At 70.1% G+C, this 21,923-nt stretch carries 17 protein-coding genes and 1 pseudogene; 13 read left to right on the forward strand and 5 right to left on the reverse strand.

The features are described 5' to 3' along the window. Positions 1-171 precede the first annotated feature (171 nt). The 7 genes and pseudogenes from infC (at position 172) to WBK31_RS08055 (ending at position 7,263) form a co-directional block, all read left to right on the forward strand. Positions 172-759, forward strand: coding sequence for a translation initiation factor IF-3 (gene infC, locus WBK31_RS08025; protein WP_364070428.1), 588 nt, complete (start codon positions 172-174; stop codon positions 757-759). A 123-nt stretch (positions 760-882) separates the two neighbouring features. Further along, positions 883-1,077: a 50S ribosomal protein L35 gene (gene rpmI / locus WBK31_RS08030; protein ID WP_026215152.1), complete on the forward strand. Its 195-nt coding sequence runs from the start codon at positions 883-885 to the stop codon at positions 1,075-1,077. Between the two features lie 23 nt (positions 1,078-1,100). Next, the gene (gene rplT, locus WBK31_RS08035) at positions 1,101-1,484 is read left to right on the forward strand and encodes a 50S ribosomal protein L20 (RefSeq protein WP_148031211.1); all 384 of its coding nucleotides are present in this window, start codon (positions 1,101-1,103) and stop codon (positions 1,482-1,484) included. Positions 1,485-1,596: 112 nt separating this feature from the next. Further along, the gene (locus tag WBK31_RS08040; RefSeq protein ID WP_406674562.1) at positions 1,597-2,400 is read left to right on the forward strand and encodes a TrmH family RNA methyltransferase; all 804 of its coding nucleotides are present in this window, start codon (positions 1,597-1,599) and stop codon (positions 2,398-2,400) included. Between the two features lie 49 nt (positions 2,401-2,449). Beyond that, positions 2,450-3,542 (forward strand): annotated as a pseudogene (locus WBK31_RS08045) (ATP-binding protein). A 131-nt stretch (positions 3,543-3,673) separates the two neighbouring features. Next, a complete protein-coding gene (gene pheS, locus WBK31_RS08050; RefSeq protein ID WP_378790120.1) occupies positions 3,674-4,711 on the forward strand; it encodes a phenylalanine--tRNA ligase subunit alpha in 1,038 nt (345 codons plus the stop codon). Further along, a complete protein-coding gene (locus WBK31_RS08055) occupies positions 4,711-7,263 on the forward strand; it encodes a phenylalanine--tRNA ligase subunit beta (protein WP_364070392.1) in 2,553 nt (850 codons plus the stop codon). The genes pheS and WBK31_RS08055 overlap by 1 nt, the downstream gene beginning before the upstream one ends. A 50-nt stretch (positions 7,264-7,313) precedes the next feature. On the opposite strand, the gene WBK31_RS08060 is transcribed toward WBK31_RS08055, so the two are convergent. After that, entirely contained in the window at positions 7,314-7,919 is a 606-nt protein-coding gene (locus tag WBK31_RS08060) for a Uma2 family endonuclease (RefSeq protein ID WP_364070390.1), read from the reverse strand. A 77-nt stretch (positions 7,920-7,996) separates the two neighbouring features. Here WBK31_RS08060 and WBK31_RS08065 point away from each other — a divergent pair, with 77 nt between their 5' ends. Next, positions 7,997-8,230, forward strand: coding sequence for a hypothetical protein (locus WBK31_RS08065; RefSeq protein ID WP_364070387.1), 234 nt, complete (start codon positions 7,997-7,999; stop codon positions 8,228-8,230). 70 nt (positions 8,231-8,300) lie between these two features. Here WBK31_RS08065 and WBK31_RS08070 read toward each other — a convergent pair whose 3' ends face one another. From WBK31_RS08070 to WBK31_RS08080, 3 genes are all read right to left on the reverse strand, one after another. Then, positions 8,301-9,605, reverse strand: coding sequence for an MFS transporter (locus WBK31_RS08070; RefSeq protein WP_364070385.1), 1,305 nt, complete (start codon positions 9,603-9,605; stop codon positions 8,301-8,303). 101 nt (positions 9,606-9,706) lie between these two features. Beyond that, entirely contained in the window at positions 9,707-10,060 is a 354-nt protein-coding gene (locus WBK31_RS08075; RefSeq protein WP_364070382.1) for a nuclear transport factor 2 family protein, read from the reverse strand. A 620-nt stretch (positions 10,061-10,680) separates the two neighbouring features. Beyond that, on the reverse strand, positions 10,681-12,342 hold the full coding sequence (locus tag WBK31_RS08080; protein WP_364070378.1) for a class I adenylate-forming enzyme family protein: 1,662 nt from the start codon (positions 12,340-12,342) through the stop codon (positions 10,681-10,683). A gap of 299 nt (positions 12,343-12,641) precedes the next feature. On the opposite strand from WBK31_RS08080, the gene WBK31_RS08085 reads away from it, so the two are divergent. Beyond that, on the forward strand, positions 12,642-14,267 hold the full coding sequence (locus WBK31_RS08085; RefSeq protein WP_378784057.1) for an endo-1,4-beta-xylanase: 1,626 nt from the start codon (positions 12,642-12,644) through the stop codon (positions 14,265-14,267). Between the two features lie 189 nt (positions 14,268-14,456). Beyond that, positions 14,457-17,453 carry an alpha-mannosidase gene (locus WBK31_RS08090; RefSeq protein ID WP_406674563.1) on the forward strand — a complete coding sequence of 999 codons (2,997 nt, stop codon included), beginning with the start codon at positions 14,457-14,459 and terminating at the stop codon, positions 17,451-17,453. A gap of 7 nt (positions 17,454-17,460) precedes the next feature. Here the strand turns inward: WBK31_RS08090 and WBK31_RS08095 are convergent, their stop codons facing one another. After that, a complete protein-coding gene (locus WBK31_RS08095) occupies positions 17,461-18,630 on the reverse strand; it encodes an ROK family transcriptional regulator (protein WP_406674564.1) in 1,170 nt (389 codons plus the stop codon). An 87-nt stretch (positions 18,631-18,717) separates the two neighbouring features. On the opposite strand from WBK31_RS08095, the gene WBK31_RS08100 reads away from it, so the two are divergent. The 3 genes from WBK31_RS08100 to WBK31_RS08110 are packed head-to-tail and all read left to right on the forward strand — an operon-like array spanning position 18,718 to position 21,808. Next, entirely contained in the window at positions 18,718-20,079 is a 1,362-nt protein-coding gene (locus WBK31_RS08100) for an extracellular solute-binding protein (protein ID WP_364070369.1), read from the forward strand. Then, positions 20,076-20,990 carry a sugar ABC transporter permease gene (locus WBK31_RS08105; protein ID WP_364070366.1) on the forward strand — a complete coding sequence of 305 codons (915 nt, stop codon included), beginning with the start codon at positions 20,076-20,078 and terminating at the stop codon, positions 20,988-20,990. Before WBK31_RS08100 ends, WBK31_RS08105 begins: the two co-directional genes overlap by 4 nt. Next, a complete protein-coding gene (locus tag WBK31_RS08110; protein ID WP_364070363.1) occupies positions 20,987-21,808 on the forward strand; it encodes a carbohydrate ABC transporter permease in 822 nt (273 codons plus the stop codon). The genes WBK31_RS08105 and WBK31_RS08110 overlap by 4 nt, the downstream gene beginning before the upstream one ends. Positions 21,809-21,923 lie beyond the last annotated feature (115 nt).

Raw genomic sequence — 21,923 nt, forward strand, 5'->3', positions numbered from 1 at the left:
TCGCCGCGAGGTGGCCGGGTCCAGGATCACGCCGGACTTCTCCGGGGAGCTCGAGGCCACGAAAGCCGAAGAGCTCAGTGGCCCCGCATGCGCGACGTGCGGGGCTTTTCGCGTTTTCGTGAAAAGCTCCGTAACGACGAGCACGTAGGGATCGCAAACCTAGGAGGCCCCATCAGCACTGAGCCCCGCATCAACGAGCGTATCCGAGTTCCCGAGGTTCGCCTCGTGGGCCCGAACGGCGAGCAGGTCGGCATCGTCTCCATTCACGACGCGCTGAAGCTCGCCCAGGAGGCCGACCTCGACCTCGTCGAGGTCGCGGCCACGGCTCGACCGCCCGTGTGCAAGCTCATGGACTACGGCAAGTTCAAGTACGAGTCCGCGATGAAGGCGCGCGAGGCGCGCAAGAATCAGGCGCACACGATCATCAAGGAGATCAAGCTCCGGCCGAAGATCGACCCGCATGACTACGAGACCAAGAAGGGTCACGTGGTGCGGTTCCTCAAGGCGGGAGACAAGGTCAAAGTCACGATCATGTTCCGCGGGCGTGAGCAGTCCCGGCCTGAGCTCGGCTTCCGGCTGCTGCAGCGGCTCGCGGAAGACGTCCAGGACCTCGGCTTCGTGGAATCCCACGCCAAGCAGGACGGCCGTAACATGATCATGGTGATCGGTCCGCACAAGAAGAAGGCCGAGGCCAAGGCCGAAAAGGCCGCCGCCAAGGCGCAACGTGGCAACGAGGGCTCTTCCACACGGGAAGCGTGACCTTCGGTTGGGGTTAGCCTTACAAACACCCCAGCCAGCCACCGGTAGACCAAGACGCCGCGACCGGGTCGGAAAGCACCGGCCCGGCCACCGGCACGACCGAAACGAGGAGAGACGGCGATCATGCCGAAGATGAAGACGCACAGCGGTGCGAAGAAGCGGTTCCGGCTCACCGGTTCCGGCAAGATCAAGCGTCGCCGTGCCAACCGCGCGCACTACAACGAGTGGAAGTCGTCCACGCTGACGCGCCGTCTCAAGAACGAGGTCGTCCTTTCCGACGCCGACACCAAGAAGATCAAGAAGCTGCTCGCCAAGTAGCGCGAACCCCGGGGAGAAGAAACATGGCACGCGTGAAGCGGGCGCTCAACGCCAAGAAGAAGCGCAAGGTCGTTCTCGAAAGGGCGACCGGTTACCGTGGCCAGCGGTCTCGCCTTTACCGCAAGGCCAAGGAGCAGATGCTCCACTCGATGACGTACGCCTACCGGGACCGTAAGGACCGTAAGGGCGCGTTCCGTCGTCTGTGGATCCAGCGCATCAACGCCGCCGCCCGGCAGAACGGCATCACCTACAACCGTCTGATCCAGGGCCTGCGTCTGGCCAACATCGAGGTCGACCGCAAGATCCTCGCCGACCTCGCGGTCAACGACAGCCAGACCTTCGCCACGCTCGTCGAGGCCGCCAAGAAGGCGCTCCCGGCGAACGTGAACGCTCCGGCCGCGGGCTGAAGCGCTTGACCTGACCGAGGGGCCCACCGATGACGGTGGGCCCTTTGTTGCTGTCTGCACGCACTGCGGTTGAACCAGCGGGCTGCAGCGTCCGTACGACTTGGGGGAGACGATGGCCGGGTCCGAGCTGACCAACGTGAGATCGCCGCGGGTGAAGGCCGCCCGGCGGCTCACCAAGCGCGCCTTCCGCGAGCAGGACAGGAAGTTCCTGGCCGAAGGGCCGCAGGCGGTGCGCGAGGCGCTCAAGCTCGACGGGGTCACGCTGGAGCTGTTCAGCACCGCCGAGGCCGAGCTGCGCCACTCCGAGCTGATCACCGAGGCCACGCTCAAGGGCATCCCCGTGCACCGGGCCAGCGGCGAGGTCATGTCCGAGCTGTCGCAGACCGTCACCCCGCAGGGGCTGGTGGCCGTCTGCCGGCTCGTCCACGTGCCGCTGGACGAGGCGCTGGCGGGCGAGCCGCGGCTGGTGGCGCTGCTCGCGCACGTGCGCGACCCGGGCAACGCGGGGACCGTCATGCGGGCGGCGGACGCGGCGGGGGCGGACGCGGTGGTGTTCACCGACGCGTCGGTGGACCCGTACAACGGCAAGTGCGTGCGCGCCAGCGTCGGAAGCCTTTTTCATCTACCTGTCACGATCGGTGCACCGGTCAGGCCCGCCGTGCGTCAACTCAGGGAGCGGGGCTTGCGCGTGCTGGCGGCCGACGGCGCGGGCAAGCACACGCTCGACGATGTCGATCTCTCGGGACCGACCGCGTGGATCTTCGGCAACGAGGCCTGGGGGTTGCCTGAGGAGATACTCACCGAGGCGGACGATGTGGTCAGGGTGCCCATCTACGGACAGGCGGAAAGCCTGAACCTGGCCACCGCCGCGGCGGTGTGCCTTTACTCCTCGGCCAGGGCGCAGCGGGTGCCCTAGGCGACCGGAAACCCGCTATTGTCGGCGTTGTAGGCGGAGGAGGCGAGGCGTGCACGGCGCAGACACCGACGGGCGAGTAGTCGCGGCCGCGTGCACGATAGCCATCGACGATCTCCCCGACGGCCTTATCGTGACCGACCGATACGGGCGCGTGCTGGCCGTCAACCGGGCGGCCACGCGGCTCACCGGCATCCCGGCAGAGCGCGCCGTCGGCCGGCACATGAACGACGTCTTCCCGTTCCGCGACCACGACGGGCGCGACTGGTGGAAGGCCCTCGACCCCGAGGGCGGGCTGCGCACCCGGATCAGGGTGCCCGAGCGGCCGCTGCACCTGCCCGGCCTGGCAGGAGCTCTACGTCGCGGCCCGGCTGGTCCGCGAGCCCGAGCGCGGCGGCGAGGTCGAGCGCGTCACGATCACCCTGCGCGACGGCGGCGCGCGCGCCCGGCTCGAGCGCAGCCGCGCCGACCTGGTCTCGACCGTCGCCCACGAGCTGCGCTCGCCGCTGACCAGCGTCAAGGGCTTCACGGCCACGCTGCTCGCGAAGTGGAGCCGCTTCACCGAAGAGCAGAAGCTCGTCATGCTGGAGACGGTCAACAACGACGCCGACCGCGTCACCCGGCTCATCACCGAGCTGCTCGACGTCTCCCGCATCGAGTCGGGGCGGCTCGAAGTACGCCGCCAGGTCGTCGACCTGCCCGCCAGGGCGCGCCGCCTCATCGCGGGCCGGGTCGCGGCCGGCGAGCCGGAGGACCGCTTCCGGCTGATCGTCGGCGACGACCTGCCCGAGATGTGGCTCGACCAGGACAAGATCGACCAGATTCTGGGTAACCTGGTGGAAAATGCGCTGCGCCACGGGCGCGGCACTGTGACAATCGAGATCGAGTCCATCGAATGGGGAGTGGCCGTGTCGGTGCGCGATGAGGGCGAGGGCATCGAGCCCGAGCTGGCTCCGCGCGTCTTCAGGCAGTTCTGGCGGGGCGGCAACAGCCGCCGCCGGGGCGGCACGGGTCTCGGCCTGTTCATCGTCAAGGGCCTGGTCGAGGCGCACGGCGGCACGATCACGGTGCAGCGCGCGCCCGAGGGCGGAGCTGAGTTCCGATTTACCTTGCCCACCGGCACGCCCGACTTCGCCGGCGTCTAGTCGTCGCGTTCGGGCCCGGTGGGCAGGCCCCACTAGACTCTCTTCCGCTCAAGCCCTGGATACGGAGCTCACTCTTGTCTGACTACGATCCCGTCGAGGTGACACCGTTGCACGCCGACGAGGTGTCCCGGATGGAGGCCGACGCCATCGCGGCGATCAAGGCGGCCGGCGACCTCGACGAACTCAAGCAGGCCAGGCTGGCGCACGCGGGTGACCGCTCGCCCATCGCCCTGGCCAACCGCGAGATCGGCGCACTGCCGCCGGCCGCCCGCGCCGAGGCCAGGCGCGTCGGTGCCGCCCGTAAGGCCATCAACGAAGCGCTCGCCGCCCGCCAGGCCGAGCTGGAGGCCGAGCGCGACGCCCGCGTCCTCATCGAGGAGACCGTCGACGTCACCCTGCCGTGGGACCGTCGGCCGCGCGGCGCCCGTCACCCGCTCACCACGCTTCAGGAACGCATCGCCGACGCGTTCGTCTCCATGGGCTACGAAGTGGCCGAGGGACCGGAGCTCGAAGGCGAGTGGTTCAACTTCGACGCGCTCAACATCGCCAAGGACCACCCGGCGCGCTCCGACCACGACACGTTCTTCGTCGGCTCCACCGACTCCGGCATGGTGCTGCGCACGCAGACCTCGCCCGTGCAGATCCGGGCGCTGCTCCAGCGCGAGCTGCCGGTCTACGTGATCTCGCCGGGCAAGACGTTCCGCACCGACGAGCTCGACGCCACCCACACCCCGGTCTTCCACCAGACCGAGGGCCTGGCCGTCGACGAGGGCCTGACGATGGCCCATCTCAAGGGCACGCTCGACCGGTTCGCCGAGGTGATGTTCGGCAAGGGCATCACGACGCGGTTCCGGCCCAACTACTTCCCGTTCACCGAGCCGTCCGCCGAGATGGACCTCAAGTGCTTCGTCTGCCGGGGCGCCTCCGCGGTGCCCGGCAACCCGCCCTGCCGCACCTGCAAGTCGGAGGGCTGGATCGAGTGGGGCGGCTGCGGCATGGTCAACCCGCGCGTGCTCGTCGCCTGCGGCGTCGATCCGTCCCGGTACTCCGGGTTCGCCTTCGGCATGGGCATCGAGCGGACGCTGATGTTCCGCCACAACGCCGAGGACATGCGTGACATGGTCGAGGGAGACGTGCGCTTCACGCTCCCGTTCGGAATGGAGATCTGATGAAGGTCCCGCTTTCCTGGCTGCGGGAGTATGTCGATCTCCCGGCGGTCACCGCCCACGAGGTGGCCGACAAGCTCACGGCCGCCGGGCTCAAGCTCGAGTCGATCACCTCGCACGGCCACGACGTCAAGAACGTCGTCGTCGGCGAGGTGCTGGAGATCGAGGAGCTGACCGGCTTCAAGAAGCCGATCAGGCACTGCAAGGTCGAGGTCGGCGAGGCGACGCCGCGCATGATCATCTGCGGCGCCACCAACTTCGCCGCCGGCGACCGGGTGCCGGTCGTGCTGCCCGGTGGCGTGCTGCCCGGCGGGTTCGAGGTCGGGGCGCGCAAGACGTACGGGCGCATGTCCGAGGGCATGATCTGCTCCGAGCGCGAGCTCGGCCTGGGCGACGACCACAGCGGCATCATGGTGCTGCCGGCCGGCACGCCCATCGGCACCGACGTGGTCGAGCTGCTCGGGCTGCGCGACGACGTCATCGAGCTGGAGATCACCCCCGACATCGGCTACGCGCTGTCGATCCGCGGCGTGGCGCGCGAGGTCGCCACGGCGTTCGGGGTGGCCTTCCGCGACCCCGCCGACGTCGAGCCGCCCGCCGAGACCGAGCCGTCGTGGCCGGCGTCCATCGCCGACCCGACCGCCTGCGACCGGTTCGTGCTGCGCGAGGTGCGCGGCTTCGACCCGCAGGCCAAGAGCCCGCTGTGGATGCGCGTACGCCTTCACCGCGTCGGCATGCGCCCGGTCTCGCTGGCCGTCGACATCACCAACTACCTGATGCTGGAGCTCGGCCAGCCGCTGCACGCGTTCGACCGCGGCAAGCTCAACGGCGAGATCGTGGTGCGCAGGGCCGTCGCGGGCGAGCGCCTCGAGACGCTCGACCACGTGGTGCGCGAGCTCGACCCCGACGACATCCTCATCACCGACCAGTCGGGGCCGATCTCCATCGCCGGCACCATGGGCGGCCTGGAGACCGAGATCTCCGACACCTCGACCGACATCGTCATCGAGGCCGCCCACTTCTCCGCCACCGGCATCTCCCGCGCCTCGCGGCGGCACGGGCTGGTCTCCGAGGCGTCCAAGCGGTTCGAGCGCGGCGTCGACCGCGAGCTGCCGCTCGTCGCCTCGTGGCGGGCCGTGCAGATGCTGGCCGAGCTGGGCGGCGCCACCGTGCAGCCCGGCGTCACCCACGCCGACGTCGAGGTGACGCCCGCCCGCATCGCGATCCCGGCCGGCTATCCGGGCCGGGTGGCCGGAGTGACCTACTCCAAGGAGACCGTGGTCGAGCGCCTGCGGCAGGTCGGCTGCGTCGTCACCGACGGCGCCGATCCGGCCGTGCGGCAGGGCGGCGTCGACCCGACCGGCGTGGTCACCGGCGGGGAGCTGGCGGCCAAGCTGGCCATCACCGGCGACGACATGATCACGGTGACCCCGCCGTCCTGGCGGCCCGACCTCACCGACCCCAACGACCTGGCCGAAGAGGTCATCCGGCTGGAGGGCTACGAGAACCTCCCGTCGGTGCTGCCCTCCGCCCCGGCCGGCGCTGGGCTCACCGAGGGCCAGCGGCTGCGCAGGCGGGTCGGCAGGACGCTCGCCGAGGCGGGTTACGTCGAGGTGCTCAGCTACCCGTTCGTCAGCCCCGACGACTTCGACCGCATGCAGCTGCCCGCCGAAGACGCGCGCCGCCGCGCCGTCCGGCTGGCCAACCCGCTGTCGGAGGACGAGCCGCTGATGCGGACGACGCTGCTGCCGGGCCTGCTGAAGACCCTCGTACGCAACGTCGGCCGCGGCTTCACCGACGTCGCGCTGTTCGAGTCGGGCGCCGTCTACCGGCCCCGCGAGGGCGCGCCCGAGGTCGCCCCGGTGCTCGGCGTCGAGCGGCGGCCCACCGCTGACGAGCTGGCCACCATCGAGTCGGCGCTGCCCGACCAGCCGCTGCGGGTCGCGGTGGTGCTGGCCGGCGAGTTCGAGCGGTCCGGCTGGTGGGGTCGCGGGCGCGCGGCCTCGTGGGCCGACGCCGTCCAGGCGGCCCGGCTGGTCGCCGAGGAGGCACGGCTCGAGCTGTCCATCAGCGCCGACCAGCACGAGCCCTGGCACCCGGGCCGGTGCGCCGCGCTCTACGTGGGCGACACGCTGGTGGGGCACGCCGGTGAGCTGCACCCGCGGGTCATCGAGGCGTACGGGCTGCCGCCCCGCACCTCGGCGATGGAGCTCGAGCTGTCCCGGCTCGAGGCCGCCATGCCGGGTCCGGTCCAGACGCCCGCCGTGTCGGCCTACCCGGTCGCCACCCAGGACGTCGCGCTGATCGTGCCCGACTTCACGCCGGTCGCCGACGTCGAGGCGGCGCTGCGCGACGGCGCGGGCGAGCTGCTGGAGTCGATCCGGCTGTTCGACGTGTACGAGGGCGAGCAGGTGGGCGAGGGCAACAAGTCGCTCGCCTACTCGATGCGGTTCCGCGCGCCCGACCGTACGCTGACCGTGGAGGAGACCACGGCGGCAAGGGACGCGGCGGTGGCCATGGCCGCCGACCGCGTGGGCGCCCAGCTCCGCGGCTGAGCCGTTCGCCCGGGGCCGGAGCTTCGCCGCTCCGGCCCCGGTGCGTGCGCTCAGATGCGGTCGATCGCGGCGAGGTCGGCGTCGAGGTCGAAGGGAGCGGTCACCTTCAGCCGGTCGCGGTGCACGCCCATGCGGGCGTAGGAACGCAGCGCCGGGTCGAGCTCGTAGACGTACACGATCGGCTTGCCGGAGTCCTCCTCCACCCGCCAGAAGTGCGGGATGCCGGCCTGCGCGTAGAGCTGTGGCTTGCGCTCGCGGTCACGCGTGACGGACTCGGGGGAGACCACCTCGACGGCGAGCACGACGTCCTTCGCGTCGTAGTAGGTTTCCGCACCGCCCCGCACTGCCTCCTCCGTGACGACGCAGAGGTCCGGCTCGGGCCGCTGGTCCTTGGCGAGGACCACGCTCATCTCGCGGCGGACCCGAACGCCGGCGGGCGCGGCCCCACGCAGCTCGGCCTCGAGGAGCGACACGGCCCGCATGTGGAAGGAGGTCTGGGGGCTCACGAAGACCAAGCTTCCATCAATCAACTCTGTGTGCGCGGGCAATTCCGGAATGTGATCGAGATCTTCTGCGGAGAAGCCTTGCGGTGGCGGAAAGACCCAGTCGGGGAGCGAGGAAGGCGTCATCACAGCGATCACCGCTTCGGCAGTCATGGTCCAACGCTACCAACCTAGTGTGATCGAGCCAGGTGAAAAGCGTGACACGGTCGAGGAGCCCGAGAGGAACGGAGATGGCGGAGCTGCTGGTGTTCGCCGAGCGTGAGGACGCCGAGGAGGTGGCCGAGACGCTGGGGGAGTGGTTTCCCGAGCTGGGGGTGCCGCGGGTGGTGCGGGAGACCCTGGCGGGGGAGGACGACGCCGAGGACGCGCAGTGGGTGGTCGTGGCCGAGGGACTGGACGAGGCGGCGCTGGCGAAGGTGGACGAGCTGGTCGAGCGGTACGACGGGTGGCGCGAGGCGGGCTGAGGCGACCCCCATCGGCCCGCCTCGGCCGCTCCGGTGGAACGCGGAGGCAGTGCCTGCGCCCCCGGCGAGGTCAGGCGGGGGCGTCGGCGGTTGCGGAGGCTTCGCGGCGGGCCTTCTCCGCCAGGGCGTGCTCGTCGGTCGTGGCGTCGTAGCGGCGGAATCCGGGCAGGGCGGCGGCCAGGCCGAGCACGGCGGCGACGCACAGCACGCCGCCCGCGCCCAGGGAGAAGCGGGTGCCGCCGAGCTGGGCCATCATGCCGGCCCGCGCGTTGCCCAGCATGGGGCCGCTGGCGTACGAGAGCAGCTCGATGCCCGCCAGGCGGCCGCGCAGCTCCGGCGGGATGGTCTGGTTCCACATCGTCATGCGGAAGATGCCGCTGATCATGTCGGCGGCGCCCGCGCAGGCGATGAAGACGACGATCATCCAGATGTTCGGGGCCAGCGCGGTCAGCGCCACGGCGACGCCCCAGAGCGCGGCGGCCACGATCACGCCGAGGCCGTGCCGCCGTACGCGGGCCGTCCAGCGGCCGGTCAGCGAGGCGATCAACGCGCCGATCGCGGAGGCGGAGTAGAGCAGGCCGAGCGCCTGGGGCGCCTTCAGCTCTTCGGCGATGAACGGGAACAGCGCCGTCGCCATCGCGAAGATCATGGCGGCCATGTCCACCAGGTACGTGCCGACGAGGTCGCTGCGGCTCACCGCGTACCGCATGCCCTCGACCAGCGACTTCAGCGACGCGGGCGCGGCGTCGGCGGCCGGGGGCAGCGAGCTGACCCGCCACAGCAGCAGCATCGACAGCAGGAAGGACAGCGTGTCGAGGACGTAGGCGGAGGCCACGCCCCAGGCCGTGATCATCAGGCCGCCCAGCGCGGGGGCGACGATGGCGCCGAAGTTCCAGCGCAGGCTCGACAGGACGGCCGCGGCGGCCTGCTGATCGTGCTTGACGACCTGCTGGATCACCGCCTCCAGGCTCGGACGCTGGAGGCAGCCGATGCCGGTGGAGACGGCGCCGATGACGTACAGGACCCAGATCTGCGGACTGGGCAGCATGGAGTTGATCATGAGAGCGGCCGAGGTGACCAGCAGGCCCAGCTCGCTCATCACGATGATCTTGCGGCGGTCGAGGGCGTCGGCGATGGCGCCGCCCCACAGCCCGCACACCACCATCGGCACGAACTCCGCCAGGCTCACCAGGCCGACCGCGACGTAGGAGTCGGTGAGCTGCTTCATCTGGTACGGCACCGCGACCATCGAGATCATCGTCCCGAACATGGTGATGACGCCGGACCCGAAGAGCAGCCGGTAGTCGCGGGAGTCGCGCAGCGGGCTCACGTCCAGCGCGAGGTGGCGGAGCAGGCGCTTCAATGCTGATGGCACGAGTGGAAATTGTCCGTTATCGCGCGTGGCCTGGGCAAATGATTAAGCCGGCGGGCTCCGGGAGTGCGTCCCTGGGGCCCGCCGGCCGTTGCCAGGTCGTGTCAGGACGGGACCTTGTCCAGGAAGCCCAGGACCTTGCGGATGCGGCCGTCCTCGGCCAGCTCCACCACGTCGAACCCGACGGCGACCGGCTCCCCGCCCTCGGGGCCGAGGTGCCAGGTGAAGCGGGCGATGTGGTGGTGGCTGTCGTACAGGTCGCCGGGGGTGAAGACGAGCCCGGGGAACATGCCCTGCGCGGCCTCGATCACCCTGGCGATCCCGGCGTGGCCGGAGACGTCGGCGAGCGGGTCGGTGTAGGTGCCGTCCTCGGTCCACAGCTCGGCCACGGCCTTGGCGCGGGCCTCGGGGTCGGTCTCGTTCCAGCAGGCGACATAGCGGTCGATGAGGGTGCTCATGACGGGTCTCTCCTTGTCCGGGTGATCTCAGCGGCTCTTGCGCAGGCCGGTGATCTGCAGTTCGGCGAACGCGGCCACCACCAGGGCCTGGGCGATCGCCCAGAACGCGCCGATCGTGGTGAGGCCGGCCGGCGCCGGTGACGACGGCGGCGACGCTGCCCAGGGTCCAGGCCACGTTCACGGCGATCACCGCCTTGGCGCCGGCCGGGCTGATGGCGCGGCGGGTGGCCAGGACGGCGACGGCCGCGGCGTAGACCAGCAGGAAGGCGCCGATACCGCGCAACAGCGCCGCGTCCAGGCCGAGCAGGGCACCGATGGGGGCGGCGAAGGCGAGGTAGGCCAGCCCGTTGACGCCCGTGACGGCGGCGTCGGCGGCCAGTGCGAGGCGCAGGAACTTCGTACGGCCGGTGGTGATCGGAAGGGCGGTCATGGCGGCTCCTTCGGCGGTGACCTCGTTCGTGCTGACACCGAGGACGATGCCAGGACGCGGGTAGCCGCCGCGATTACCCGCCAGGTAAGCGGGAGCGGGGACAGGCCGTCCGACCAGGGGAGAAGCACACGTTGTGAGGCCCGTCACAGCGCCCGGCGGCCCCCGCGAGGGGAGCCGCCGGCACCAGACGTCACAGGCCGAGGACCTCGCGGCGCAGGTGGGTCTTGAGGATCTTGCCGCCGGGGTTGCGGGGCAGCTCGGTGTCGCGGAACCAGTAGTGCACGGGGATCTTGAACTTGGCGATCCTGGAGGACAGGAACTCGCGCAGCTCGCCGGGCGTGACGGAGGCGCCGGGCGTCAGGCGGAGCACCGCGCCGACCTCCTCGCCGAGCTCGTCGTGCGGCACGCCGATCACGGCCGCGTCGTCCACCGCCGGATGCTCGAACAGGGCGGCCTCGACCTCGGCGCAGTAGACGTTCTCGCCGCCCCTGATCACCATGTCCTTAGCCCGGTCCACGATGTAGACGAAGCCGTCCTCGTCGATCCTGGCCAGGTCGCCGGTGTGCAGCCAGCCGTCCACGAACGTCTGCGCGGTCGCCTCCGGCTTGTTCCAGTAGCCGAGGATGACGTTGGGGCCGCGTACGCACAGCTCGCCGACCTCCCCGGGCGGCAGCTCCACGCCCGCGGGATCGACCACGCGCACGTCCACCACGGGCGAGGGCAGGCCGATGCTGTCGGGCTTGGCGCGGTAGTCGGCGCCGCCGTTGCCGATGGCGAGGGCGCTGGTCTCGGTCATGCCGTAGCCGTTGGAGGGTGCGCGGTCGGGCAGGTTCGTGGTGATGCGCTCCAGCAGCTTGGGCGGTGCGGGCGCGCCGCCGTAGCCCAGGTTGACCAGCGAGGACAGGTCGTACTTGCCGAAGTCGGGGTGGGACATGAGCTGCCAGGCGTTGGTGGGCACGCCGATCATGGTGGTGACGCGCTCGCGCTCGATGAGCCGCAGCGCCTGCTCGGGGTCCCACTTGTACATCAGCACCAGCCCGCCGCCGCTGAACATGGCGGTCGTCATCGCCGAAAAGCAGCCGGTGACGTGGAAGAGCGGCACGGTGAGCAGGGTGATCCTGCGGGTGCTCGCGGCCTGGGAGACGTCCTTGCCGGACAGGGCGACGGCGCGCATGAGGCCGTAGGCGACCGTCATGGGGGCCTGGCCGATGTTGCGGTGGCTGCCCAGCGCGCCCTTGGGGCTGCCGGTGGTGCCGGAGGTGTAGAAGATCGTCGCGGGGTCGTCGGGGGCCAGCTCGACCTGGGGGAGCGCGGCGTCGGCCGGCACCTCGCCCAGCACGTCGGCGAACGCGCGCGCACCGGCCGGCGGCTCGCCCCTGGTGACGATCATCGGTACGCCCGTCGAGGCCAGCCTGGGCGCGCGCTCGCCGTCGGCGATCAGCACCTTGGCGCCGGAGTCGCGTACCCCGTAGGCCAGCTCGGACTCCGTCCACCAGGCGTTGAGCGGCACCGCGATGGCTCCGGTCGCCAGCACGGCGGAGAAGGAGATCACCCATTCCGGGTAGTTGCGCATGGCCACCGCCACCCGGTCGCCCTTGGTCACGCCGTAGTCGTCCACGAGGCGGCGGGCGAGGGCGGCGGCGCGGCGGAAGTGCTCTTCGAACGTGATGTGCTCGTCCTCGTACACGAGGAAGACCTGGTCGCCGTGGTTCCTGCTCATCTCCAGCAGCGCCCGGAAGTCCGGCGGGGCGTGCTTCCACGTGCGTACGCCGGTGCCGTCGATCTCCTCCATCTCGAAGAGCTGGCCGGGGCCGGTGAGCTGCGCCTGGACCTGGTCATGCGAAAGAGACATCCGCAGTACTCCCGCAGTGGACGATTGTTCCGGTCCTCACAGTACCGACCGGCCGGTACGTCGCGCTAGACGGCGAATGGCCGGTCCTTTGGCAATGAAAGTTTCATTGCATGGCCGATAATTTCTGCCCGCCAACTGCTCATTCAGCTCCGGCTCAACCGCCTTATTGACCGGCTGACGAGCATGTCAATACCGTCTGCTCAGCGGTCCCCACGGGGCCGAAACTTTCGGAATCGAGTGCCTGCCTCCGGAGGTAGATGTCCGTGCATTCGTCCTCGCTCCTCAGAGCCCTCACGTTAGTGGGGTTACTCGCAACCTTCCTCCTTCCCGCCGTCTCGGCGGAGGCGTCGGCGCCCCTGCGTACGCACGCGGCCGCCAAAGGCAAGTTCATCGGCGCGGCGCTCGCCACCGGCCCCTTGTCGAACGAGACCGCCTACCGCAACATCGCGGCCACCGAGTTCAACCAGGTGACCGCCGAGAACGCCATGAAGTGGGACTCCACCGAACCCAACCCGGGCCAGTTCAACTTCTCCGGCGCCGACGCCATCGTCGACTTCGCCGTCCAGAACGACCAGCAGGTGCACGGCCACACGCTCATCTGGCACCAGCAGACCCCCGGCTGGGTGCAGGGCCTGAGCGCCAGCGCCATGCGTGAGGCGATCGAGCGCCACATCTCGACGGTCGTCGGCCGCTACGCCGACAACCCGGCCGTGGTCTCGTGGGACGTGGTCAACGAGGTCTTCGAAGAGAACGGCAACTTCCGCACGTCGTTCTGGTACAACACGCTCGGCCAGAGCTACATCGCCGACGCCTTCAGGGCCGCGCGCGCCGCCGACCCCGACGCCCGGCTGTGCATCAACGACTACAACGTCGAGGGCATCAACGCCAAGAGCACCGCGATGTACAACCTGGTCCGCTCGCTGCGCCAGCAGGGCGTGCCGGTCGACTGCGTGGGCTTCCAGAGCCACCTGGCCATCCAGTACGGCTTCCCGAACGACCTGCAGCAGAATCTGCAGCGCTTCGCCGACCTCGGCGTGCAGGTGCGCATCACCGAGCTGGACGTGCGCATGCAGATGCCGCGCGACTCCTCCAAGGACGCCACCCAGGCCACCTACTACCGCAACGTGGTCAACGCCTGCCTGGCGGTCGAGGCCTGCGCCGGCGTGACGATCTGGGGCTTCACCGACAAGCACTCGTGGGTGCCCGACACCTTCGGCGGTGAGGGCGCGGCGCTGATCTACGACGAGAACTACCAGAAGAAGAGCTCCTACGACGCCGTGCACGACACGCTGGCGAGCGGCTCCGGCACGGACGACACGACGCCGCCGACCACGCCGGGCACGCCGACGGCGAGCAACATCACCTCCAACTCGGCCACGCTGTCGTGGAGCGCCTCGACCGACAGCGGCGGCAGCGGCCTGGCCGGCTACAACGTCTACCGCGAGCAGGGTTCGACGGACACGCTGCTCGGGCAGACCTCGACCAACTCGATCACCCTGACGGGGCTGACGCCGGACACGGAGTACCAGGTGTACGTGCGGGCACGTGACGGCGCGGGCAACCTGTCGGGCAACTCGCCGACCGCCACGTTCACGACCGAGGAAGGTCCGAGCGGCGGCGGTGGCTGCACCGCCACCGGCACCGTGCAGACCGAGTGGCAGAACGGCTACGTCGTGCAGCCGGTGACCGTCACCAACACCGGCACCACGGCCATCGACGGCTGGACGGTCACCTTCACCCTGCCCGCCGGGCACACCCTGGCCGGGTCGTGGAACGCCACCCTGACCGTCAGCGGCCAGACCGTGACCGCCACGAACGCCGCCTACAACGGCAACCTCGCCCCGAACGCGAGCACCACCTTCGGATTCCAGGTCAACCGCCCGAACGGCGACACGCAGACGCCTTCCGGCTACACCTGCGCCTGATCGGGGATCCCCTGGGGCCTGCCCGACTGCCCGCCCGGCAAGCGGTGACCGCCCCAGGGGATTCCTCCCTTTTGGTGAAGAGGGGGTGGCTTTGCCGGAAATGATGGGGATGCATAACGTGCTGCTGGTACCCGCGTTACCGGCGGCGTACCGGTGGCTTACGTCCCCATCTGCTGAGGAGCCTGCCTGATGCATGACGACCGCACGCTGGTCGAAGCCCGCTTGAAGCGCGTACTGACCGAGCGGATCCGCCCCGCGATCTACCCCGAGTCGGTGCCGCTGGAGGTGGGCGTGTGGCACGCGCCGGGCGAGCCCGTGCCGGTGGCCGAGGGCCTGGCCGCGCCGCGCGAGCCGATCGCGGTCGGTACGCCCTGGGGCCCGCCGTGGGGCACGAGCTGGTTCACCGTGACCGGCACCGTGCCGATGGAGTGGACCGGCAAGATCGTCGAAGCGGTGCTCGACCTCGGCTTCAACCCCGACAAGACGGGCTTCCAATGCGAGGGGCTGGTCTACCGGCCCGACGGCACCCCGGTGAAGAGCCTCAACCCGCGTACGCAGTGGGTCCGCATCGCGAACCCCGCCCAGGGCGGCGAGGAGGTGTGCCTGCACATCGAGGCCGCCTCCAACCCGATCATCCTCGACTACCAGCCCTTCAAGCCGACGCTGCTCGGCGACAAGGAGACCGCCGGCACCGAGCCGCTCTACCGGCTGGCCCGCATGGACCTCGCCGTCTTCGACAAGACGGTGTGGGAGCTGGTCATCGACCTTGAGGTGCTCGGCGAGCTCATGCACGAGCTGCCGGTGGACAGCGGCCGCCGCTGGGAGATCCTGCGCGCCATCGAACGCGCGCTGGACGCACTCGATCTGCAGGACGTGAACGGCACCGCCGCCGCGGCCAGGGCCGAGCTGACCGGCGTGCTGTCCTCGCCCGCCGTGCCGTCGGCGCACCGCATCAGCGCCGTCGGGCACGCCCACATCGACTCGGCCTGGCTCTGGCCGCTGCGCGAGACCGTGCGCAAGGTGGCGCGCACCGCGTCCAACATGACCGCGCTGCTGGAGGAGGAGCCGGACTTCGTCTTCGCGATGTCGCAGGCCCAGCAGTGGGCCTGGCTCAAGGAGCACCGGCCCGAGGTGTGGGCCAAGGTCGTCAAGGCGGTGGCGACCGGCAGGTTCGTGCCCGCTGGCGGCATGTGGGTGGAGTCCGACACCAACATGCCCGGCTCCGAGGCGATGGCCCGGCAGTTCGTGCACGGCAAGCGCTTCTTCATCGACGAGTTCGGGGTGGACAACGAGGAGGTGTGGCTGCCCGACACCTTCGGGTTCGCCGCCGGGCTGCCGCAGATCATCAAGGCGGCCGGGTCGAAGCGGCTGCTCACCCAGAAGATCTCGTGGAGCCAGACCAACACGTTCCCGCACCACACGTTCCTGTGGGAGGGCATCGACGGCACCCGGATCTTCACCCACTTTCCGCCCATCGACACCTACAACGCCTCGCTGCGCGGCGGCGAGCTGGCGCACGCGGCCCGCAACTTCAAGGACAAGGGCGTGGCCAGGCACTCGCTGGCCCCGACCGGGCACGGCGACGGCGGCGGCGGCACCACCCGCGAGATGGTCGCGCGCGCCGCCCGCCTGCGCGACCTGGAGGGCTCGCCCACCGTCACATGGGAGACGCCCGCTGAGTTCTTCGCCAAGGCCGAGGCCGAATACCCCAACCCGCCGGTCTGGGTGGGCGAGCTGTACCTGGAGCTGCACCGCGCCACGCTGACCAGCCAGGCCAAGACCAAGCAGGGCAACCGGCGCAGCGAGGCGCTGCTGCGCGAGGCCGAGCTGTGGGCGGCGACGGCGGCCGTGCGGACCGGGGCCGAGTATCCGTACGAGGCGCTCGACCGGCTGTGGAAGACGGTGCTGCTGCACCAGTTCCACGACATCCTGCCCGGCTCGTCGATCGCGTGGGTGCACCGGGAGGCGCGCAGGACGTACGAGCTGGTGATCGAGGAGCTGAACGGGATCATCGACACCGCGCAGCGCGCGCTGGCCGGCGAGCCCACCGGCGGCACGCTGGTCTTCAACGGCGCCCCGCACGCCCGCCACGGCGTGCCCGCGGGCGGCGCCGCCCCCGAGGCCCCGGTCGACCCCGTGCAGGCGGGCCCCCGCGAGGGCGGCGGGTTCGTGCTGGAGGACGGGCGGCTCAGGGTCGAGATCGACGGGCGCGGCCTGGTCGTCTCCGCCTACGACCTGCGGGCCGGGCGTGAGACGGTGCCGCCGGGGCGGGCGGCCTGCCTGCCGCAGCTCCACCAGGACTTCCCGAACAAGTGGGACGCCTGGGATGTGGACGAGTTCTACCGCAACACGGTGACCGACCTGACCGAGGCCGACGACGTGCGCCTCGACGGGGCCACGGTGGTGGTCGAGCGCTCGTTCGGCAAGTCGACGCTCGTCCAGCGGCTCACGCTCGCCGAGGGCCGGCTGGAGATCGACACCGAGGTCGACTGGCACGAGACCGAGAAGTTCCTCAAGCTGGCCTTCCCCCTCGACGTGCGCGCCGACCGGTACGCCGCCGAGAGCCAGTACGGCCACACCTTCCGCCCCACCCACACCAACACCAGCTGGGAGGCCGCCAAGTTCGAAGCGTGCAACCACCGCTTCGTGCACCTGGAGGAGCCCGGCTGGGGCGTGGCCATGGTGACCGACTCCACCTACGGCCACGACGTCACCCGCGACGTGGACGAGCACGGCACCACGACCACGCTGCGCGTCTCGCTGCTGCGCGCGCCGCGCTTCCCCGACCCGGAGACCGACCAGGGCGCGCACCGCTTCCGCCACGCGCTGGTGCCGGGCGCGTCGATCGGCGACGCGGTGCGCGAGGGCCACTTCATCAACCAGCCGGAGCGCCGGGTGCCCGGATCGGCCCCGGTCGAGCCGCTGGTCACGGTGGACGACGACGCCGTGGTGGTGACCGCGGTGAAGCTGGCCGACGACGGCAGCGGCGACGTGGTGGTCCGCTTCCACGAGTCGCGCGGCGGCCGGGCCCGCGCCACCCTGCGGCCGAACTTCCCGGTCGCCGAGGTCGTCACCACCGACCTGCTCGAACGGCCGACCGGCGAGCCCGAGCGGCCCGGCGCGGCCATCCCCGTGTCGCTGCGCCCGTTCGAGCTGGTCACGCTGCGCATGAAGCGGGCCGCCTGACCGGCCGTCAGCCGCTGAGCAGCGTGCCCAGCCGGGGCGCGTAGGTGGCGTGGAAGACCAGGGAGGCCGCACCGATCGCGGCGGCGTCGGCCGCGATCGGTGAGGTCTCCACGCGCACGGCGTGCAGCCGCCTGGCCATCGACCGCTCCGCCACCGCCCCCGCGATCGCCTCGCGGTAGATGCCGCCCACCTCCCTGAGCGCGGGGCCGCCGAGCACGAGCAGGTCGATGTCCAGCATGTTCACCACGCTGACGGCGGCCACCGCCAGCCGCTCGGCCACGCGCTCGATCACCGCGCGCGCCTCCGGCTCGCCGCGCGCCGCCGCCGCGCACACGGCCGCGTGGTCGATGCCGCCCGCGGCCGCCTCGATCGCGCTCGGGCAGCACACCGCCTCCACGCAGCCCCGGTTGCCGCAGTAGCACTCGGGCCCGTCGGGCTCGACCGTGATGTGGCCGAACTCGGCGGCGTTGAGCGACCTGCCGCGATAGACCTGGTTGTCGAGGAAGAGCCCGCCGCCGACGCCGGTGCCGAGGTAGAGGTAGGCGAAGCTGGGCGCCGAGCGCGCGATGCCCGCCCACCGCTCGCCGATCGCCGCCGCCGTGGCGTCGTTGTCCACGGTCACCGGGAAGCGGGTGTACTCCTCCAGTAACTCCTTGATCCGCGTGCCGGCCCAGGCGGGCAGCCGGGGCGGGCTCACCATCACGCCGTCGGCGTCGAGCGGCCCGGGGCAGGCGAGACCCACCCCGAGCACCTTGCCGTCCGGCACCCCGGCCTCGCGCAGGATGCGGCGCGCGGCCCTGGCCATCTGCCTGACCACAGCGTCCGGCCTGGCCTGCGGGCGCACCGGCAGGTGAAGCCGGGCGACGGGCCGGCCCGCGAGGTCGGCCAGCACGCACGACAGCGCCTTGGGATCGAAGTGCACGCCGACCGCGTCGCCGGCGCGGGCGTCGACCCGCAGGATCGTGGCCGGTTTTCCCCCACGCGACGGCGCGGAGCCGTCCTCGACGACCAGGCCCTCCTCCAGCAGCCTGCGTACGATCACCGACACCGTCTGCGCCGTCAGCCCCGTCACAGAAGCGACCTGGACGCGGCTGATCCCGTCGGAGGCCTGGATGGCCTCCAGCACCACGGCCCGGTTGTAGCTGCCGACCTTGGGCAGGTTGGTGCCCTGCTGCATGTGAGTAATATCACCACAGAGTGTTGACTTAGTAAATCAAAAAGATTTACGTTCTCCGCAACCCACAGGAAACTAGGGGAGGCCGAGATGACACGTAGGCTGGCCGGATCCCTCCTGCTGTTGACAGCGCTGACAGCAGCCGGCTGCGGCGGTGGCGCCGCCGAGGAGTCCTCATCAAGCAAGGAACTCGAGGTCCTCTACAAGGTCGAGCCGACGTGGCCGCACCTGGAGAAGATGCTCAACGACGCCAAGAAGCAGTACGAATCGTCACACCCCGGCGTCACCATCAAGCTGACCCCGGTGCAGGGCAACAACGAGGCCTACTACACCAAGCTGGCGCTGCTGAACCGCTCGGCGGACTCCGCGCCCGACATCTACTACCACGACACCTTCCAGGTGAACGCCGACGTCGCCGCGGGCAAGCTGGCCCCGCTGGATGAATTCCTGACCAAGTGGCCCGACTGGGAGACGCAGTTCCCCGACTCGGTCAAGCAGGCCGCCAAGGGCGCCGACGGCAAGATCTACGGCGTGCCGATCAGCACCGACACGCGCGGCCTGTGGTACCACAAGGACGTCTTCGCCAAGGCCGGCCTGCCCGTGCCGTGGGAGCCGAAGACCTGGGACGACGTGCTCAACGCGGCCCGCACGATCAAGCAGAAGGTGCCGGACGCCGTCCCGTTCAGCATGTACTCCACGAAGGTCCACGGCGAGGCGGCCACCATGCAGGGCTTCGAGATGCTCCTGTACGGCACCCCCGGCGGCACGCTGTACGACGACGCCTCGCAGAAGTGGATCGCCGGCGGCAAGAACTTCACCGACGCCCTGACCTTCATCAACACCATCTACCGCGAGGAGCTCGGCCCCAAGCAGGCCGACGCGCACAACGCCAAGCTCGCCGACAAGGTCAACAACGAGTGGTTCCCGGCCGGCAAGATCGGCATCTCGCTCGACGGCGCATGGACCCCGGCGGCCTGGAAGGAGACCAGCACCAAGCCCTGGCCCGAATGGAAGGACAAGGTCGGCTGGACCGCCATGCCGACGCAGAACGGCGAGGAGCCCGGCCGGGTCAGCATGTCGGGCGGCTGGGTCATGGCGATGAGCTCCTACACCAAGCTCAAGCAGGAGGCGTTCGACTTCATCACCGTGGCCATGAACAAGGAGAACGCGATGACGTACTCCGTGAGCACCGGTGACCTGGCGGTCCGCAAGGACGTCGCGGCCGACCCGAAGTACACCGCCGACAACCCGTCGGTCAAGTTCTTCACCGACCTGGCCGAGGTGACGCACTACCGGCCGGCGTACGAGGCGTACCCGAAGGTCTCCGCGCAGATCCAGGAGGCCATGGAGGCGGTCACCACGGGCAAGCAGACGCCTGAGGAGGCCACCGCGGCCTACGCCAAGGCGCTGCCCGGCGCGGTCGGAGGCCCCGACAAGGTCGTCGCCAAATGACGGTCGCCACGGCGCCATCGCCCGCCGTGACGGGCACGCCTCCGGGCGGCCCGTCACGGCGGCGGGTCCTGCGCTGGCTGCTGCCCCTCGGGCCCGCGCTGATCCTGCTGGCGCTCTTCATGGCGGGGCCCATCCTGTGGAGCGTCTACATCGCCTTCACCAACGAGACCCTGACCGGCTCGGCCTCGGTGAACTCGCAGTTCGTCGGGTTCGACAACTTCGCCAGGCTCTTCGATGACCCGAACTTCATCAACTCGTTCCTGCTCACGTTCGTCTTCGTGATCGGCTCGGCCGTCATCGGCCAGAACACGCTGGGCCTGATCATCGCGCTGCTCATGCGCGGGCGCGGGCGGGTGACGCGCAGCGTCGTCAACGGCGTGGTCATCGCGGCCTGGGTGATGCCCGAGATCGTGGCGGCGGCCTGCTGGTTCTCGTTCCTGGCCGAGGAGGGCACGCTCAACACCGTGCTCGGCATCGAGCAGGAGTGGCTCTACACCGCGCCGATGTTCGCGGTGATCCTGGCCAACGTCTGGCGCGGCACCGCGTTCTCGATGCTGGTCTACTCGGCGGCGCTGTCGGAGGTGCCGAAGGACCTGGTCGAGGCGGCGGCGGTGGACGGCGCGGGGCCCGGCAAGCGGCTGCTGCACATCACGCTCCCGCTGATCCGCCGCTCGATCATGTCGAACCTCATGCTGATCACGCTGCAGACGCTGGCCAGCTTCGGGCTCATCTACGCGCTGACCGGCGGCGGCCCCGGCACGGCCAGCCAGACCACCCCGCTCTACATGTACGAGCAGGCGTTCCGCTACTTCGAGATCGGCTACGGCTCGGCGATCGCGCTGGTCCTGCTGGTCATCGGGGCGCTGTTCTCGCTGATCTACCTGCGCCTGATCAAGGTGGAGGACGCATGACCAGACTCGCCGCGCGCGGCGCGGCCAACCTCGCCCTGCTGGTGATCGCGCTGGCGTTCCTGGGGCCGTTCCTGTGGGTGCTCATCGCCTCGGTGCAGCCGGAGGCCACGCTGTCGGCCGCACCGACGTTCGAGTTCTCCCTGGACAACTTCAAGGCCGTGCTGACGTGGGAGACGATCGTGCTCCCGCTGATCAACTCGGTGATCATCTCGGGTTCGACGGCGCTGCTGACGGTGATCGTGGCGGGCCTTGCGGCCTACCCGCTCTCGCGCTACCAGCTGCGCTACCGGCGGCACTTCATGCTGACGCTGCTGTTCACCACGGGCCTGCCGATGACGGCCATCCTGGTGCCGGTCTACGCGATGTTCTTCAGGTTCAACCTGTACGGCTCGGTGCCGGCGATGGTGCTGTTCCTGACCGCGAGCTCGCTGCCGTTCTCCATCTGGATGATGAAGAACTTCATGGACGGCGTGCCGGTCAGCCTGGAGGAGGCCGCCTGGGTGGACGGCGCCGGATGGGTGCAGTCGCTGCGCGCCGTCGTGGGGCCGCTGATGGCGCCCGGCATCGCGGTGGTGGCGATCTTCGTGTTCGTGGGTCAGTGGGGCAACTTCTTCGCCCCGTTCGTGCTGCTCGACGCGCCGGAGAAGCAGCCGGCCGCGGTGACGATCTACACGTTCTTCTCCCAGTACGGGCAGGTCGCCTACGGCCAGCTCGCCGCGTTCTCCATCCTCTACACGGCGCCCGCGGTGGTGCTGTACGTGGCGGTCAACAAGTACCTGGCGGGGTCGTTCAACCTCGGCGGCGCGACGAAGGGCTAGCTGGCGGGAACACGACAAGTCGGGATGTGGCCACGGCGATCTCATGGACACCGCCGTTCTGGACGGCTAGGAAATCGGTATTCGTGCTTACCGATTCTCTGGAGGTCGTCCCATG

Origin of the sequence: Nonomuraea sp. N2-4H (assembly GCF_045291505.1) — a bacterium.
Classification (GTDB): Bacteria; Actinomycetota; Actinomycetes; order Streptosporangiales; family Streptosporangiaceae; genus Nonomuraea; species Nonomuraea fastidiosa.

What these genes read in the sequence shown, in the direction of transcription:
- WBK31_RS08105 (WP_364070366.1), top strand. Translation starts at nt 20,076, where the DNA reads ATGACGGTCGCCACGGCGCCATCGCCCGCCGTGACGGGCACGCCTCCG.
- WBK31_RS08040 (WP_406674562.1), top strand. Translation starts at nt 1,597, where the DNA reads ATGGCCGGGTCCGAGCTGACCAACGTGAGATCGCCGCGGGTGAAGGCC.
- WBK31_RS08055 (WP_364070392.1), top strand. Translation starts at nt 4,711, where the DNA reads ATGAAGGTCCCGCTTTCCTGGCTGCGGGAGTATGTCGATCTCCCGGCG.
- rplT (WP_148031211.1), top strand. Translation starts at nt 1,101, where the DNA reads ATGGCACGCGTGAAGCGGGCGCTCAACGCCAAGAAGAAGCGCAAGGTC.
- pheS (WP_378790120.1), top strand. Translation starts at nt 3,674, where the DNA reads ATGGAGGCCGACGCCATCGCGGCGATCAAGGCGGCCGGCGACCTCGAC.
- WBK31_RS08100 (WP_364070369.1), top strand. Translation starts at nt 18,718, where the DNA reads ATGACACGTAGGCTGGCCGGATCCCTCCTGCTGTTGACAGCGCTGACA.
- WBK31_RS08080 (WP_364070378.1), bottom strand. Translation starts at nt 12,342, where the DNA reads ATGTCTCTTTCGCATGACCAGGTCCAGGCGCAGCTCACCGGCCCCGGC.
- WBK31_RS08095 (WP_406674564.1), bottom strand. Translation starts at nt 18,630, where the DNA reads ATGCAGCAGGGCACCAACCTGCCCAAGGTCGGCAGCTACAACCGGGCC.
- WBK31_RS08090 (WP_406674563.1), top strand. Translation starts at nt 14,457, where the DNA reads ATGCATGACGACCGCACGCTGGTCGAAGCCCGCTTGAAGCGCGTACTG.
- WBK31_RS08110 (WP_364070363.1), top strand. Translation starts at nt 20,987, where the DNA reads ATGACCAGACTCGCCGCGCGCGGCGCGGCCAACCTCGCCCTGCTGGTG.
- WBK31_RS08065 (WP_364070387.1), top strand. Translation starts at nt 7,997, where the DNA reads ATGGCGGAGCTGCTGGTGTTCGCCGAGCGTGAGGACGCCGAGGAGGTG.
- rpmI (WP_026215152.1), top strand. Translation starts at nt 883, where the DNA reads ATGCCGAAGATGAAGACGCACAGCGGTGCGAAGAAGCGGTTCCGGCTC.
- WBK31_RS08060 (WP_364070390.1), bottom strand. Translation starts at nt 7,919, where the DNA reads ATGACTGCCGAAGCGGTGATCGCTGTGATGACGCCTTCCTCGCTCCCC.
- WBK31_RS08075 (WP_364070382.1), bottom strand. Translation starts at nt 10,060, where the DNA reads ATGAGCACCCTCATCGACCGCTATGTCGCCTGCTGGAACGAGACCGAC.